Origin of the sequence: Rhodococcus sp. ARC_M6 (assembly GCF_022810305.1) — a bacterium.
GTDB lineage: Bacteria > Actinomycetota > Actinomycetes > Mycobacteriales > Mycobacteriaceae > Rhodococcus_F.
The window spans coordinates 86,322-102,714 of sequence record NZ_JALGQH010000013.1; the positions used below are offsets into that span (position 1 = coordinate 86,322).

Here is a 16,393-nt window from a genome sequence, read left to right on the forward strand (position 1 = left end):
TTACTTCTTGGGAAGCTTGAGCTGCGAAAGGTCGATGCCTTCGAGTCCGGGAGGCAACTGGTCGAGTCCCGGAGGCATCCCGGAGAGATCCGGCATTCCCGCGGGCATTCCGCCAGGCATTCCCGGGAATCCGCCCATACCAGGGAATCCTCCGCGCATCTTGGGCTGCGTCGGACCCTTGCCGCCCTTCTTGCCCTTCTTGCCCTTCTTGCTACGCACCTGCTTACGTGCGCCGGGCAGGCCCATACGACCGGCCATGGCGGCCATCATCTTTCGAGCGTCGAAGAACCGGTCCACCAGCTGGTTGACGTCGGAAACCTTGACACCCGAGCCGTTGGCGATACGCAGGCGACGCGACGCGTTGATGATCTTGGGATCTTCACGCTCGGCCGGCGTCATACCGCGAATGATGGCCTGAATGCGGTCGAGCTGCTTCTCGTCTACGTTCGCGAGGGCTTCTTTCATACCGCCGGCGCCCGGGAGCATGCCCAGGAGATTGCCGATCGGGCCCATCTTGCGCACGGCCATCATCTGGTCGAGGAAGTCTTCGAGAGTGAGCTGACCGGAGCCGATCTTGGCTGCAGTCGCCTCAGCCTGATCGGCGTCGAAGACTTGCTCGGCCTGCTCGATGAGGCTGAGCACGTCGCCCATACCGAGGATGCGGCTGGCCATGCGGTCCGGGTGGAAGACGTCGAAATCTTCGAGCTTCTCGCCCGTGGACGCGAACAGAATCGGCTGGCCGGTGACCTCACGGACGCTCAGCGCGGCGCCACCGCGGGCGTCGCCGTCGAGCTTCGTGAGGACGACGCCGGTGATGCCGACTCCCTCACGGAACGCGTCGGCCGTGCTGACCGCGTCCTGACCGATCATCGAGTCGAGAACGAAGAGGGTTTCGTCGGGGTTGACGGCGTCGCGGATGCCGGCGGCCTGAGCCATCAACTCCGTATCGATACCGAGGCGACCGGCTGTATCGACAATGACCACGTCGTAATGCTTGTTACGTGCTTCTTCGACACCCGCGCGAGCTACCTCGACGGGGTCGGCGGCGGAGACACCGAGTGCGTTGTCGCCACCACCGATAGAGGTGCCGGGATGCGGCGCGAAGACTGCCGCTCCGGCGCGCTCACCGACGATCTGCAGCTGGGTGACAGCGCCGGGGCGCTGAAGGTCACAGGCGACCAGAAGGGGTGTGTGGCCCTGGTCCTTGAGCCACTTGGCCAGCTTTCCGGCCAGCGTGGTCTTACCGGAACCCTGCAGACCGGCCAGCATGATGACCGTCGGCGGGTTCTTGGCGAACTGCAGTCGACGCGTTTCGCCGCCGAGAACCTGAACGAGTTCTTCGTTGACGATCTTGACGACCTGCTGGGCCGGGTTGAGTGCGCCGGAAACCTCGGCGCCCTTCGCTCGTTCCTTGACCTTGGCGATGAAGCTGCGCACCACTGGCAGCGCTACGTCGGCCTCGAGAAGTGCGAGGCGGATCTCACGGGCCGTAGCGTCGATATCGGCGCCGGACAGACGACCCTTACCACGCAGATCCTTGAGAGATCCGGTCAATCTGTCGGAAAGGGATTCGAACACCGAGTGCGCTCCTGAATGTCGTGCGAGTTGGCCGTGGATATTCTCGGGCACCAGCCTAGCCGTTACGTCCGCACCGATCCCAGCCGATGCGGACGTAACCGTCCGGGAGTGTCTCTACTCGGGTGTCTTCTCGGGCGGTGGCAGCGGGACAACACCGAGAACTGCGTCCTCCACACGTTCCCGCATCGCCCTCGAATCAGCCTGTCCGAAGTCGAGACAGAACGAGTCGATGACGGACGAGCCCAGGGTCGCGACCTTCGCCCACCGAATGTCGGCGCCGCTGTGCTCGAGCGCCGCTGCCAAGCGGCAGAGCAAACCGACCCGATCCTCGGTACGAAGCTCGAGAATCGCCTGACCTTCACCGGGTGAGTCGAACCAGATCACCCGCGGCGGGGCCTGCGCGTACAGAACCGGCACCGCCGAATTCTTGTTCGCCTGGATCGGATCCTCCCACTGGTCGGCCCGCGCTTCTGCTTCCTTGGCATCGAGTAGTTCGAGCAAATTCAATTCGCCCGCCGACGCGCGGATCAATTCCTGACGTAGCAGCACCGCCTGGGGTGGTGTCCCGAACCGCGGCGTCACCACGAACGTATTGACCGCCGATCCACTGTGGGCACCGAGCGAAGCGGAATGCACCCGCAACGACGCCAACGCGAGCACGCCCGCGGCTCGCGAGAGCAAGCCCGGGGTATCCGGGGCGATGATCGTGACAAGGAAGCTGTGCAGATTCTCCGCCGGAACCAAGGACACATGCACACCGCCGTCCTCGGCGACCGTCAACTGCTGCGGGTCGAGAGGATCGGGTACCGGCAAGCCCTCCCCGGCCATCAGTAGTCGGCAGCGGCGCACCAGTTCACCGATCAACGACGATTTCCAGTCACCCCACACCCCCGGGCCAGTGGCCATCGAATCGGCCTCGGCGAGCGCATGCAGCAGATCCAGGAGAGTTCCGTCACCGCCGAGAGCGTCGACAACCCGTTGGACCGTTGCCGGATCATCCAGATCTCGACGCGTCGCAGTTTCCGGCAACAACAAGTGATGTCGCACGATTGCGGCCAGCGTTGCCACGTCGGAAGGCCAGAGCCCCAACCGATTTCCGATCGCGGTAGCCAACTCTGCGCCCACAACACTGTGATCGCCCCCGCGCCCCTTTCCGATGTCGTGAATCAGAGCGCCGAGCATCAGCAGATCCGGCCGAGCGACCCGCGTCGTGAATCCGCTTGCATACGCGGCAGTTTCGACAAGGTGCCGATCAACAGTCCAGGTATGCACCGCGTCGCGCGGGGGCAGATCACGAATGGTGCCCCATTCGGGCAACAGTCGCCCCCACAATCCCGTGCGATCAAGAGCCTCGATAACCGGCACGGCGCGCGAACCCGACCCCAGCAACACCAGAAGGTCGTTGACAGCATTCTTCGGCCAGGGCTCACGCAATTCCGGAGCGTTGTCCGCCAACCGATTCAGCGTCGACGCCGAGATCGGTAGACCGCCGGACGCCGCAGCCGCCGCCACCCGCATGATGAGTCCCGGATCCTTTCGGGGCCGGGCATCGCGCGCCAGCACCACTTCCCCGGCATGCTCGACAACACCTTCGTCGAGCGGACGGCGAACTGGCGCCCGACGTAACCTCGACAAGCCACGGCGAGGCAAAGAGTTTCCGGCAGTACGGATTCCGACATCCACCGAGTAGCTGATAGTGCGCGCCGATTCACTGAGTAGGCGAGCGAGGTCAAAGCGGTCACCGATCCGCAGTGCTGCACCGATCTCGTCCGCGTCCTGCGCGCGCAGCTGATCTCGGGCACGACCGGCAACCCGATGCAATTCGGTACGCACGTCCAGCAATCGCCGATGCGCCAAAGCCAGACCGCCGCCCGGCGAATGGGGACCGAGACCAGGCATGCCGTCCGTCAACTGTGCGATCGAGAGGGCATTGAGCAATTGCACGTCACGCAATCCCCCGCGGCCGCTCTTGAGATCCGGCTCGGCGCGATGCGCGATCTCACCGCTGCGCTCCCACCGCGTACGGGTCTGAGCGATCAGCTCGTCGAATCGACTTCGAATATCCATCCGCCATTGGCGCCTGACACCGCTGATCAGCAAATTGCTCAGCTCGACGTCGCCGGCGATATGCCGAGCCTCGAGCATGCCCAGCGACGCGGTGATATCGGTCGCCGCGACCTGAAGTGCCTGCGGAATGGTCCGCACACTGTGGTCGAGTTTGATGTGCGCATCCCAGAGCGGATACCAGAGGCTGTCCGCGACCTGCGCCACCACAGCCGGATCCATGTCGTCGTGCAACAAGATCAGATCGAGATCGGAATACGGCAGCAACTCGTGCCGCCCCAGTCCACCGACCGCCACAATCGCAAATCCGCAGTCCGGTTTGATTCCCAGTTCTGTGCCCTTGGTGGTCAGCCAGAACTCGTGCAGGTCCACCAGAGCATGTCGCAGAGCCGGAGCGTCGAGCTTGCGTTTCGCTGCACCGCCGGTCAGCAGGGCCTTGCGTGCGCGGGCCAGGTCCGCGGCTTCGTCGGATCCCCCTGACGAGACCGGCCCTGGCCCCGTCGCTTTGGCGACGGAACCAGGGCCGAAGTTCTCGGACCCTTTCGGGTCAGAGTGCATCGCTACCGCGTTCGCCGGTGCGAACCCGGATAACCGACTCGACCGGTGAAACCCAAACCTTGCCGTCACCGATCTTGCCGGTGCGGGCAGCCTCCACGATCACCTCGACCACCTTGTCCACCGCCGCGTCGTCGACAACGACCTCAACCCGAACCTTGGGCACGAAGTCCACGGAATACTCCGCACCGCGATACACCTCGGTGTGGCCCTTCTGGCGACCGTAACCCTGAACTTCGCTGACTGTCATACCCAGCACCCCGGCCTGCTCGAGCCCAGTTTTGACGTCCTCGAGCGTGAACGGCTTGACGATTGCTGTGATCAGCTTCATGTGCTCATCCCTTTCCAACTCTGAAGTGCTGCGATTTCACTCTAATCACGTGCTGATCACGCGAGGTCGTATGCGGTCTCTGCGTGTTGGGTCTCGTCGATGCCGCGAGCTTCGTCCTCGGCCGAGATTCGCCAGCCGAGAGGCTTGAGAGCAAAGCCGATAATCGCGGTAAGTACGCCGGTGAAGATGAGAGCTGAAAGTGCAATCACGATCTGAACCACCAGTTGCTTGTAGTCGCCGCCGTAGAACAAACCTGTCGACGTAGCGAAGAATCCGATACCGATAGTGCCCCACAGACCCGAAACCAAGTGGACACCCACAACGTCGAGCGAATCGTCGAAACCGAAGCGGAACTTCAGGCCGACTGCCAGAGCGGACAGAATGCCGGCGACCGCGCCGAGGAAGATCGAGCCGACGGGACTCAACGTGCCCGCAGCCGGAGTGATGGCGACCAGACCGGCAACCGCACCGGAAGCAGCACCCAGGCTGGTGGCGTGTCCGTCACGGATACGTTCCGTGAGCAACCAGGCCAGGATTCCCGCACAGGTGGCAGTGGTGGTGTTGATCCAGGCGAGACCGGCGTTACCGTCAGCGGCAAATGCCGAACCTGCGTTGAATCCGAACCAACCGAACCACAGAAGCGCTGCACCGAGCATGACAAACGGCAGGTTGTGCGGACGGAACGCGGTCTTGCCGAATCCGGCGCGCTTGCCGACGATAAGAGCGAGAACCAGAGCGGCAATACCGGCGTTGATGTGAACGACCGTGCCACCGGCAAAGTCGATCGGTGCGACGTTGGCGACGGTGACTCCGTCGTCATTGACCATGGTTCCGAACATCTTCGCGGCAATGCCGTCCTCGGAACCCGAAAGCAATCCGCCGCCCCACACCATGTGAGCGAGCGGGAAGTAAACAATCGTGACCCAGATGCCCGAGAAGAGCATCCACGTACCGAACTTCACGCGCTCAGCCAAAGCACCGCTGATAAGTGCGGTCGTGATAATTGCGAATGTCACCTGAAAAGCGATATCGATGACATTGGGATAACCCCAGGCGCCGGCGATGAAATTACCGTCCGCGTCGGTGATGCTGTCCTTGAGCCCGAAGAACTCGAAGGGATTCGCGAATATGCCACCGATGTTCTCGGTGCCGTAGGACATCGACCATCCCCACAGCACGTAAATGACACCGATAACGGCCATCGAACCGAACGACATCATCATCATGTTGAGCACGGACTTCGACCGTGACATGCCGCCGTAAAAGAATGCGACACCAGGGGTCATCAACAGGACCAGAGACGCGGCCATCAGCATCCATGCGGCGTTACCGGAGTTCGCCAACAATTCGTCGGTACTCACTTACTACCTCCTAGTCGCACGTGCTTGGGTTGCACGTCGTTGAGTAGAAGACTGCTGGGCTGGTGTTTCGTCCGTGGCGCGCTCGCGTTTCGCGCACGTGAACCAATTACCCAATTTTGTTGCAAGTAAGTTTCGTACTGCCAACTACGCCTTTTTCGACCCTCCCGGCGCGCCTTTATCAACCGCCGAGGGCTGACAAAGGCGCACCGCGGAATCAGCCCAGAAGGGCGTCGACAAACGCTCCCGGCTCGAACGGAGCCAAATCGTCGGCGCCTTCTCCGAGGCCGACAAGCTTGACCGGAACGCCGAGTTCATGCTGAACCTGGAAGACGATTCCGCCCTTGGCCGTGCCGTCCAACTTGGTCAACACAACGCCGGTGATATCGACAACCTCAGCGAATACACGAGCCTGAGCGAGCCCGTTCTGGCCGACCGTGGCGTCGAGCACCAGTAGAACGTCGTCGGCCGATGCCTTCTTCTCGATAACGCGCTTGACCTTGCCGAGCTCGTCCATCAAACCGGTCTTGGTGTGCAAACGGCCGGCAGTGTCGATCAGCACGACGTCGACACCCTCGTCGATACCGCGGGCCACCGCGTCGAAGGCAATCGCTGCGGGGTCTCCACCTTCCTTACCCCGAACCACCTCGGCGCCGACGCGCTCGGCCCACGTCTGCAACTGATCGGCCGCAGCGGCACGGAACGTATCTGCAGCACCCAGAATTACCCGTCGTCCGTCCGCGACCAGAACGCGAGCCAACTTGCCCGTCGTGGTGGTCTTGCCGGTTCCGTTGACACCGACGACCAGGAGGACGGCCGGGTGGTTATCGTGCGGAATTGCCCGGATCGAGCGATCCAGCTCGGGACGCAGCTCCGCGATCAGGACCTCACGCAGCAGAGCGCGCGCTGCCGCCTCGGTCCGAACACTGCGAGCCGCCATCTGCGCCCGCAAGGTGGTGACGATCTTCTCCGTGGTCGCCGAGCCGATATCCGCGATCAGCAGGGTGTCCTCGACCTCTTCCCACGAGTCCTCGTCCAGGTCGCCGCCACCGAGAAGGCCGAGCAAGCTCTTACCGACTGCGGACTGCGAACGTGAAAGTCGACCGCGCAGGCGATCAAGCCGGCCCTCAGTCGGGTCGATCTCGTCGAGAACCCGAGGCGCGGGCTCCACGACAACGGGCTCTTCGACAACAGGTGCCTCGATCGGAGCCTCGACGACGGGCTCTTCGACAACCGGCTCTTCGACAACAGGTGCCTCGATCGGAGCCTCGACGACGGGCTCTTCAACAACCGGAGCCTTCTCGACAACCGGCTCTTCAACAACCGGCGGCTCTTCGACAACCGGCGGCTCTTCGACAACCGGCGCCTTCTCGACGACCGGCGGTTCTTCGACAACCGGAGCCTTCTCGACGACCGGCTCTTCAACAACCGGAGCCTTCTCAACAACCGGAGCCTTCTCGACGACCGGTTCCTCGACGACCGGAATCGGTTTCGGCTCGACGGGTTTTTCCGGTTCCACCGTCACCGGTGGTGCCGTCGCGGTGGACCCCTCACTGAAACTGAACCCGCCACCGGCTTTGTAGCCGCCTGACTTGTCCTTCTCGGGGGCACCGAGTTGGGGCTTCGTCTCCGGCGCCTTGAGCGACACCTGACTGCTGCGGTAGCGCAGGAAACCAGCCACGAGGGCAATGAGTATTACGGCCGCTACAGCCGCGATGATGATCCAAGCCTGGGTAGTCACCGAGCTATTCTTTCAGGCTCGGCAAGAGAAAGTGACCAGGCCTTACCGAACGGCGAGGTCTTGGCCGCGTAGTCGTTGTGAAATGACGGCCGTGATTCCGTCGCCGCGCATGCTGACGCCGTACAGAGCATCGGCAATTTCCATGGTCGGTTTCTGGTGCGTGATGACGATCAGCTGCGATTTTTCACGCAACTGTTCGAACAATCCGATGAGCCGACGCAAATTGGTGTCGTCGAGTGCCGCTTCGACTTCGTCCATGACGTAGAACGGTGACGGCCTGGCGCGGAAGATCGCCACGAGCATCGCGATGGCGGTCAGCGACTTCTCGCCGCCGGAAAGCAAGGACAACCGCTTGACCTTCTTTCCCGGCGGGCGAGCTTCGACCTCGATGCCGGTAGTGAGCATGTCCGACGGGTCGGTGAGGACCAGTCGGCCTTCTCCCCCGGGAAATAGTGTCGCGAAGACTCCGACAAACTCGCGCTGGACGTCCGCGAAGGCCTCGGTGAACACCTGGAGGATCCGGGCGTCGACGTCCGCCACTACGGCCAGGAGATCCTTGCGCGCTGTCTTGACGTCCTCGAGTTGTGTGGACAAAAAGGTGTACCGCTCTTCGAGTGCGGCAAATTCTTCCAGTGCCAACGGATTGACCCGGCCTAGGGTCGCGAGGTCTTTCTCGGCTCGTTTGGCTCGACGCTCCTGGGTGGTTCGCTCGTAGGGCGCGGGTGCGGGCGCGGTGACCTGCTCGCCGCGCTCCTTGGCTTGCTCGTACTCTTCCAATTCCAGTGCCGTCGGGGGCAGTTCGACGTCCGGTCCGTACTCGGAAATCAGATCGTCGAGGCCGATCCCGTACTGCTCGAGAATGGAATCTTCGAGTTGCTCGATTCGCATCGCGGCCTGGGCTTTGGCCACCTCGTCGCGGTGAACGGCATCGGTCAACGACGCCAGCTGCCCGGTGAGCGCTTTGGATATCTCTCGAACCTGATCGAGTTTTGCCAGGCATTCGGTTCGCGCCTGTGACAGTTCGTCACGATGCGCCACCGCCGACGCTACGACGCCCTCGAGTTCCGTCGCCACTCGTCGGCCGGATTCTGCAACTGCCGCAGCAACTTCGGCTGCGTGAGCGCGCGCTTTCAGTGCCCGCTCCGCGCGAACTCGTGCCTCCCGTTCAGCGGTGGCGGCGCGGCGCAGCGAATCTGCTTTGCCTCGAACGGATTCGGCTCGCTCCTCGGCAGTTCGCACGGTGAGCCGCGCATCCATTTCGACGATGCGCACTTCGGCGAGTGCCGCTGCTGCCATCTCGCGGTCGGTGGCGGTCGATTCCGGCGCTCCGGCCTCCGCAGTCCCGTCGGTCTCGGCAAGCCGCAGTCGTTCTTCCAATTCTGCTAGCGCAGTGAAAGATTCATCCCGACCGGATTCCACGCGTTCGCGCTGGACGCTCAAGCGTTCCGATTCTGTGTTCGCGATACGGACTGCCTGACCCAAACGCCCCAAATGTTCGTAGATCGACGACATCGCTGCATCCGACTCGTTGAGCGCAGCCAGGGTTTGTTCCGCAGTTTCCTGCCGTGCAGCCTGCTCGGCCAGTCCCCCGGCCAATGCTGCTTCCAATTCCTCGGACCGCGCCTGCGTCTGGTCCAACTCTGCGGCTGAGACGTCGATAGCGGCTTGGACTTCGAGTGTGCTCGGACGTCGATCGGAGCCGCCGATCAGCCAACCCGTTCCGTGGAGGTTTCCGGATTTGTCGACGGCACGAATTGCATTGTGCTCAGCTACTACTCGAACCGCGTCGTCAAGGTTGTCAACCAGAACGATATCGCCCAGTAAGGCATTGATTCCCGCCCGCAGGTCCTCCGGGCACTCGATGACGTCGACGGCGCGTCGAATGGCGGACGGAAGATCGACCGATTCAGAAGGCTCGCCCACACCGCGAACGATCAGCGACGCCTGACCACCATCGCGTTCCACGAGAGCTGTCACCGCCGACTGAGCAACGCTCAGCGATTGCGCGACAACAGCATCCGCTGCCGGACCCAGTGCCGCGGCAATCGCGGTTTCGTATCCCGGTTCCACACGCATCTCGCCAGCCAGTGAGCCGGTGACGCCTTCGAGGTTCTCGAGGAGCCAACCGGCGCCGTCCTTGCGCTGCAACCCCATTGACAGTGCTTCGATGCGTGCGCGGAGCGACGCAATGCTTTGTCCGCTCGACTTCTCTTCGGCGCGCAACTCGTCGACTAGCCGATTGATCAGATCAAGAGCCTCGAGCGCCCGTTCGTGATTTGTGTCGAGTCCGACCTCACCGGCGTCGAGGTCGCCGATGCTCGCCGCCGCCGCCTCGAACTCCTCTTCGGCAGTAGCGGCGCGGCGCGTCGACTCCTCGATGGCTTCGGTGAGCCGAGCCATGTCGGCATCCACCGATTCGACCCGAGTCCTCAGAGTATCCACCTGACCGGACAACCTGGCCAAGCCTTCGCGGCGGTCTGCGACGGCCCGAACTTCCGCCATGTGCGCTCGTTCCGCTTCTGCGGCAGCATCTTCGGTAGCCGAGAGTTGTTCACGGGCCGCTTCGGAAGCTGCGCGCGCAATCTCGACCGCCTCGATCAGCTCCGCTTCCTCCGCCGCCAAACGCTCAGCGCGGGCTTCCATCTCGTCAGGATCCTGGCCGCGGCCACCGACAGGTTCGGTATCAAGATGACGCGCACGTTCCCGGGCAATGCGCACCGTTGCATTGACTCGTTCAGCGAGAGCCGACAGCTGAAACCAACTCTGTGCCGCCGCTTCTGCACCGGGCGTGAGCCGCGCCAATGCCTGCTCTTGCCGACCAAGTTCCAGATTTGCTTCGTCCAGCGCAGCCGCCACCTGATTATGCTGCTCGCGCGCCGTCTTCTCGTCTTGCGCTTGGTCGCTGAGATCGGTGCGCTTGGTCACCAGATCGTCGGCAGCCAACCGCATCTTGGCGTCACGCAGGTCTGCCTGCACCGTCTGGGCGCGGCGAGCAACCTCAGCCTGACGTCCGAGTGGTTTGAGTTGGCGTCGCAGTTCTGCGGTGAGGTCGCTCAGCCGAGCGAGGTTGGCCTGCATCGAATCAAGCTTGCGTACTGCCTTTTCCTTGCGGCGCCTGTGTTTGAGGACGCCGGCGGCTTCTTCGATGAACGCTCGACGATCCTCGGGGCGGGATTCCAAGATCGCAGCGAGCCTGCCTTGGCCGACGATCACATGCATCTCACGACCGATACCCGAGTCGCTGAGCAGTTCCTGAACGTCCATCAACCGGCACGCAGAGCCGTTGATCTCGTACTCGCCGGCGCCATCACGGAACATCCGACGCGTAATCGACACCTCGGAGTAGTCGATCGGGAGCGCGCCGTCGGAGTTGTCGATGGTCAACGTCACTTCGGCGCGGCCCAGCGGTGCCCGGCCGGACGTTCCCGCGAAGATGACGTCTTCCATTTTTCCGCCGCGCAGCGCCTTGGCGCCCTGCTCGCCCATCACCCAGGAGAGCGCGTCGACGACATTGGATTTTCCGGAACCGTTGGGGCCGACGACGCAGGTGATGCCAGGCTCGAACCGAAGAGTCGTTGCCGACGCAAAGGACTTGAAGCCTTTGAGCGTCAGACTCTTGAGGTGCATGGGTGAAACTTTACCGTTCGCGGAGTCAGCGTTCGACGAACCCGGACAGGTCTCCTCGCGGTGTGTCCCAACTCTCCACCACCAGGTCGACGGTTCCCGGAGTGGTACCCGAACGCAACAGCGCTAGCAGCCTTTGCGCTGACTCCCGATCACCTTCGGCAACAACGAGAACGCGACCGCCTCGTTGATTCGACGCGTACCCGACCAAACCCAATTCCAAGGCACGAGCGCGGGTCCACCAGCGAAACCCGACGCCCTGGACAAATCCGTGTACCCACGCGGTCAACCGCACCGGATCAGTCACGACGAACCGCCGCGCACCCGATCAAGACGGTGCACTTCACCCAGAAAACTGGTGGTGTACAGCGCATTCGGATCCCAGCCTGGCCCCGCACCGAACTTCACCGCCGATGTCAACGGCAGACCTGAAGCGATGTCACACGACGTTCCCCACTCCGGATCCACTCGTACAACCTTGCCACCGACATTGAACGCCACGTACAACGCTCCATCCGGACCGACTGTGAGATCGTCGGCCATGTTGGCCGGCCCGAAGCCCGGAAGCGTAATAGTCCTCACCGGCCCAAACAGATCGTCGACATCGAGAATGTGGATCGCCGTTGTGAGGTCGAACGTTGTTGTGACAAAGACATTCCGGCCCGAACGCGCCAAACCGTCGACCGTCCCCAGATCCTTACGCACCACCGTCACCTGACCGTCACGCCCGATCACCGTGAGTCCGGGATCGGTGAGAGTTCGCGTAGTCAGAAAGCGATCACCGCCGAGTGCGACAAGGCCATTGGGCATCACCAGAGAATCGGCGACGGTGGTCACCGAAGCATCCGAGGTATCAACCCGTCCTAGAGTTCCGTCTGCGATCCCGAACAGGCCTGAGACAGTGGAGTTTCCGGTGGTGAAGTACACGGCACCATCTTGTGCAACCAGCCCACCCGGCCCGTTTACGTTGTTCACCAGCGCCTTTCGGCTTCCATCCGGCGACACTGTCAGCAGTGAGCCCTGACCGACGAGCGCCGATTGTGACAGCACCATCGACCCTGTGCCGTCGAACTCCAGGTTTTCGAGCATCCCCGCGCCGGAAGTGACGAGCGTCGACGTCCACGGACCACAACCGTCCCCGGCTGAGGCAGCCGCCGGACCGACAACTGCCACAGCGCAACTCACTGCCAGCGCAGCGACGACACAGCCGGCGCGGAGCATCAAGCCTCCGTGTCGATTGTCAGCGTGACCTTGGTACCGGCCTTGAGTGTGCGACCGACGGTGCAGACCTTCTCGACGGAACGTTCGATCAACATGATCAATCGTTCCTGGGCGTCCGCGTCGAGTTCGCTGAGATCGAGTTCGAGGACCTCGTCCAGTTGCGGGTACACCTCGTTCTCCCGATCAGCTGTTCCCGAGACCCGAATCGTGGCGTCGTAGTTGTCACCGAGACGCCGCGAGATGGGGAAATCAGAACTCATACCCGAGCAGGCAGCCAAAGCAATCTTGAGGAGTTCGCCCGGTGTGAATACTCCCGGTACAGATTCCGAGCCGATCAACACCGCGGCGCCGCGAGAACTCTTGCCGGTATACAGGCGGGTTCCGGTGCGCTCTACCCAGAGTTCGGTGGATGCAGTCTTGTCAGTGCTCAGTTCAGCCATGCCGCAATCTTGCCATCCCGACAGAAAGGAAGTGCGCGGACCTAACGCTTCATACTGCTTAGATCTTGGCGCTTCGCTTCATACTGCTTAGATCTTGGCGCTTCGCTTCATACGAGGCGCCGGCTGACAGCGCGGGCAACTGAACGACGATCGGTTCATGAACTTCTCACGCGTGATCGGGGCGCCGCAACGCGGGCAGGGAAGATTCTCCTGGCCGTAGGCCGACAGTGACCTGTCGAAGTAGCCGGATTCGCCATTGACGTTGACGTACAACGCATCGAAGGACGTACCGCCTTGCTCGAGCGCTTCACTCATGACGCTGTGGGCCGCGGTCAACAATTCACGTAATTTCGGCTTGGTCAGGGTCGCAGCAATTCTGTTGCCGTGAACCTGTGCCCGCCACAAGGATTCGTCGGCATAGATATTGCCGATGCCGGAGACTACAGTCTGGTCGAGTATTGCCCGCTTGATTTCGGTGTGCTTACCGCGCAGGACGGTCACGACGGATTCGAGATCGAACGCCGCGTCCATGGGATCTCGGGCAATGTGTGCCACCGATTCCGGCAGGAGAGTCCCGTCGACCTCCATCAGCGGCGAAATCGACCAACCACCGAAAGTGCGCTGGTCGACAAACCGAAGATCGGCTCCGGAATCCAGAGCCAGACGGATACGGAGGTGCTTTTCCCAGTCCACGCTCGGAGGCTGAACCAGCATTTGGCCGCTCATTCCGAGATGAACCACCACGCCGACACCGGCCGGTTCCAGAACCAGCCACAGGTACTTTCCGCGGCGCTCGGCAGAAGCGATGGTCTGCCCGGTCAACTGACCGATCAGATCCTCGGATCCGAGAACATGCCGACGGATAGCGCGGGGATGGAGAACTTCGACAGTCTCGATCGCCGCACCCACAGCATGAGACTGCAGGCCGCGGCGAACGACTTCGACTTCGGGAAGTTCAGGCAAAGCAGAACTCAGCCGGCAAGATCGGTGACAACAATTGCACCGGAAGCTTCTTCGGATGCTTTCTCCGACATCGCTTTCCACGCAGTGCTGGCGGCCTTCTGCTCGGCTTCCTTCTTGGAACGGCCGACACCTACACCCAAAGGCTTGCCACTGATGAGGACTGTGGCCGTGAACTCTTTGTCGTGATCGGGTCCGGTAGCGGTGATCTCGTAAACGGGAACACCGGCGCCGTGCTCAGCGGTCAGTTCCTGGAGGCTCGTCTTCCAATCCAGACCGGCACCCAGAAGCGGAGCACGAGTCAGAAGATCGTCGAACAGATCGAGAACCACGCGTCGCGCGGTTTCGATTCCGAACTGCAGGTGAATGGCACCCAGAATGGATTCCATGCCGTCGGCGAGGATGGACGGCTTGTCACGGCCACCCGTCATTTCTTCGCCCTTGCCCAGCAGCAGATGCGCTCCGAGCCCACCCTCACCCAGAGTCCGCGCAACCTCGGCGAGTGCGTGCATGTTGACCACGCTCGCACGAATCTTCGCGAGATCGCCCTCGGACTTATCCGGATGGGTCAGGTAGAGATTTTCCGTGACGGTGAGACCCAGAACTGAATCCCCGAGAAACTCGAGACGTTCGTTCGTGGGCAATCCGCCGTTCTCGTACGCGTACGAGCGGTGAGTAAGAGCCAGGGTCAGAAGACCGGGCTCTATTTCGACGCCGATAGCGGCGAGGAGCTTGTCGTGATTGCCCTCGCCGCCAACGGCTGAAACTGTATTGTCGCTTGTCATAGTTATTCTCCGGGGAGAATTACGCAGCAGCGGTTACCTGGCGGCCCTTGTATGTACCGCAGGACGGGCACACGATGTGGGGCATGGTCTTCTCGCCACAGCCACGGTTGGGGCAGGTAACGAGGGTGGGCACAGTGGTCTTCCACTGGCTACGACGCGACCGCGTGTTGGATCGCGACATTTTGCGCTTGGGGACAGCCACTTCTACTTCTCCTCGGCTTCGGTGATCACAAGATTTTCACTGGTGTTTGATTCCACGCCAAATTTGGCCGCGAGACCAGCCCAGCGAGGGTCAAGTATGTCATGCCCATGCCCAGATTCCGCAATCGCCAGGCGAATGCCACATTCTGAGCACAATCCCAGGCAATCGTCACTGCACAAAGGCTGGAGCGGAAGCGCCAGTCCTACTGCATCGACGATGACCGGTTCCAGATCGACTTCTTCGTCTTCGACCCGGTAAACCTCACCCTCCTCCGTTGTCTCCTCGGTGGTGCTGTCCGGGTAAACGAACAACTCCGTGAGGTAGACGTCCACAACACTCGTGAACGGCTCCAGACAACGCGAGCACTCACCCGTAGTGGGTGCGTGCACGGTACCGGTGACGAGAACGCCCTCGGATACCGCTTCCATGCGAAGGTCGAGATCTATGTCCGAACCTACTTCGATCGCGATCAGATCGAGGCCGACGCGGCTCGGGGAAGGAAAAGTTCTCTCGACGGTGCGCATCGACCCTGGACGCCGACCAAGCTTGACCGTGTCCAGCAAAAATCCCACATCAGAAGACTGATGCGATGAATTGCGGCGATACTTCGACAAAGAGAACTCACCTAACTGTTGAAACTGGGATGGGCAACCACTCAACAATACCCGAGAATGCAGGCCAGACCGAATCCGGATAGAAGTAGAGGGGCTCGTCCTTGCGGATGAGCCCCTCTACTTCACAAGATATTCAGCGTCGACGCTCGGGGCGCCGCTCCTCGTCGAGGTAATCCGGCACACCTGAACCCGTCCGCAACTGCTGACGACCCCGGCCTACCGACCTCACCGTCCCGCTCAGGAACTCCTCGAATTCCGCAAGCTTCGTATCGACGTACAGATCGCACTCGGAGCGCATTCGATCGGATTCCGCATGCGCGGTATCGATCACCCGAGCCGATTCGGTATGCGCGTTCTGGACGACCTCGGTCTGCGACACCAGTCGGGCTTGCTCGGCGCTTCCCTCGGCGACAGAACGGTCGTAGGACGCCTTGCCGGCGTCGATCATGCGCTCGGACTCGGCGCGTGCCCGCCCGGTGACGGCGTCGTACTCGCGTCGACCGTCGGTGACGGTACGTTCTGCTTCTTCCTCGGCATCGGCAACCAGCTGATCGGCGTGCGCGCGCGCCTCGGAAACCATCCGATCGGCTTGGGCCTTCGCGTCGGAAAGGATCCGATCAGCGTCATCGCGTGCATTTTCGACCGTCGAGGTTGCTTCGGAGTTAGCGCTACTGACCGTCTTTTCGGCAGTGGAGCGTGCGTCCGAAACCAACTTGTCACGGTGATCGAGGACGTCTTGAGCGTCGTCGAGCTCACTCGGAATAGCGTCACGAACATCGTCGAGCAGCTCGAGCACGTCGCCACGGGGGACCACGCACCCGGCAGTCATGGGGACGCCGCGTGCCTCTTCGACAATCGCGACCAGTTCGTCCAGCGCCTCGAATACCCGGTACACAAGCAACCCCAATCTTTACCGGCCA

At 62.0% G+C, this 16,393-nt stretch carries 14 protein-coding genes; all 14 read right to left on the reverse strand.

Going from position 1 to position 16,393, the window contains the following annotated elements; genetic code table 11:
• Positions 1-1,578, reverse strand: a complete 1,578-nt coding sequence (ffh, locus tag MTX36_RS15645) for a signal recognition particle protein (protein WP_243620659.1) — start codon at positions 1,576-1,578, stop codon at positions 1-3.
• Between the two features lie 114 nt (positions 1,579-1,692).
• A complete protein-coding gene (locus MTX36_RS15650) occupies positions 1,693-4,200 on the reverse strand; it encodes a [protein-PII] uridylyltransferase (protein ID WP_243620660.1) in 2,508 nt (835 codons plus the stop codon).
• Complete coding sequence (locus tag MTX36_RS15655) at positions 4,190-4,528, reverse strand: P-II family nitrogen regulator (protein WP_094272275.1); 339 nt, start codon at positions 4,526-4,528, stop codon at positions 4,190-4,192. The genes MTX36_RS15650 and MTX36_RS15655 overlap by 11 nt, the downstream gene beginning before the upstream one ends.
• Before the next feature lie 56 nt (positions 4,529-4,584).
• Positions 4,585-5,889 (reverse strand): ammonium transporter, encoded by a 1,305-nt coding sequence (locus MTX36_RS15660; protein ID WP_243620661.1) that lies wholly within the window; start codon positions 5,887-5,889, stop codon positions 4,585-4,587.
• 214 nt (positions 5,890-6,103) lie between these two features.
• Positions 6,104-7,627, reverse strand: coding sequence for a signal recognition particle-docking protein FtsY (gene ftsY / locus MTX36_RS15665; RefSeq protein WP_243620662.1), 1,524 nt, complete (start codon positions 7,625-7,627; stop codon positions 6,104-6,106).
• Positions 7,628-7,669: 42 nt separating this feature from the next.
• Positions 7,670-11,254 (reverse strand): chromosome segregation protein SMC, encoded by a 3,585-nt coding sequence (smc, locus tag MTX36_RS15670; RefSeq protein ID WP_243620663.1) that lies wholly within the window; start codon positions 11,252-11,254, stop codon positions 7,670-7,672.
• 25 nt (positions 11,255-11,279) lie between these two features.
• A complete protein-coding gene (locus MTX36_RS15675; RefSeq protein ID WP_243620664.1) occupies positions 11,280-11,558 on the reverse strand; it encodes an acylphosphatase in 279 nt (92 codons plus the stop codon).
• Positions 11,555-12,472, reverse strand: coding sequence for an SMP-30/gluconolactonase/LRE family protein (locus tag MTX36_RS15680; RefSeq protein ID WP_243620665.1), 918 nt, complete (start codon positions 12,470-12,472; stop codon positions 11,555-11,557). The genes MTX36_RS15675 and MTX36_RS15680 overlap by 4 nt, the downstream gene beginning before the upstream one ends.
• Positions 12,472-12,912 carry an OsmC family protein gene (locus MTX36_RS15685; RefSeq protein WP_243620666.1) on the reverse strand — a complete coding sequence of 147 codons (441 nt, stop codon included), beginning with the start codon at positions 12,910-12,912 and terminating at the stop codon, positions 12,472-12,474. Before MTX36_RS15685 ends, MTX36_RS15680 begins: the two co-directional genes overlap by 1 nt.
• Positions 12,913-12,999: 87 nt before the next feature.
• The gene (gene mutM, locus MTX36_RS15690) at positions 13,000-13,875 is read right to left on the reverse strand and encodes a bifunctional DNA-formamidopyrimidine glycosylase/DNA-(apurinic or apyrimidinic site) lyase (protein WP_243620667.1); all 876 of its coding nucleotides are present in this window, start codon (positions 13,873-13,875) and stop codon (positions 13,000-13,002) included.
• A gap of 8 nt (positions 13,876-13,883) precedes the next feature.
• Complete coding sequence (rnc, locus tag MTX36_RS15695; RefSeq protein ID WP_243620668.1) at positions 13,884-14,657, reverse strand: ribonuclease III; 774 nt, start codon at positions 14,655-14,657, stop codon at positions 13,884-13,886.
• Between the two features lie 19 nt (positions 14,658-14,676).
• Entirely contained in the window at positions 14,677-14,859 is a 183-nt protein-coding gene (gene rpmF, locus MTX36_RS15700) for a 50S ribosomal protein L32 (protein ID WP_243620669.1), read from the reverse strand.
• A gap of 2 nt (positions 14,860-14,861) precedes the next feature.
• On the reverse strand, positions 14,862-15,422 hold the full coding sequence (locus MTX36_RS15705; protein ID WP_243620702.1) for a DUF177 domain-containing protein: 561 nt from the start codon (positions 15,420-15,422) through the stop codon (positions 14,862-14,864).
• A 184-nt stretch (positions 15,423-15,606) separates the two neighbouring features.
• Positions 15,607-16,368, reverse strand: coding sequence for a DivIVA domain-containing protein (locus tag MTX36_RS15710; RefSeq protein ID WP_243620703.1), 762 nt, complete (start codon positions 16,366-16,368; stop codon positions 15,607-15,609).
• Positions 16,369-16,393: the final 25 nt, after the last annotated feature.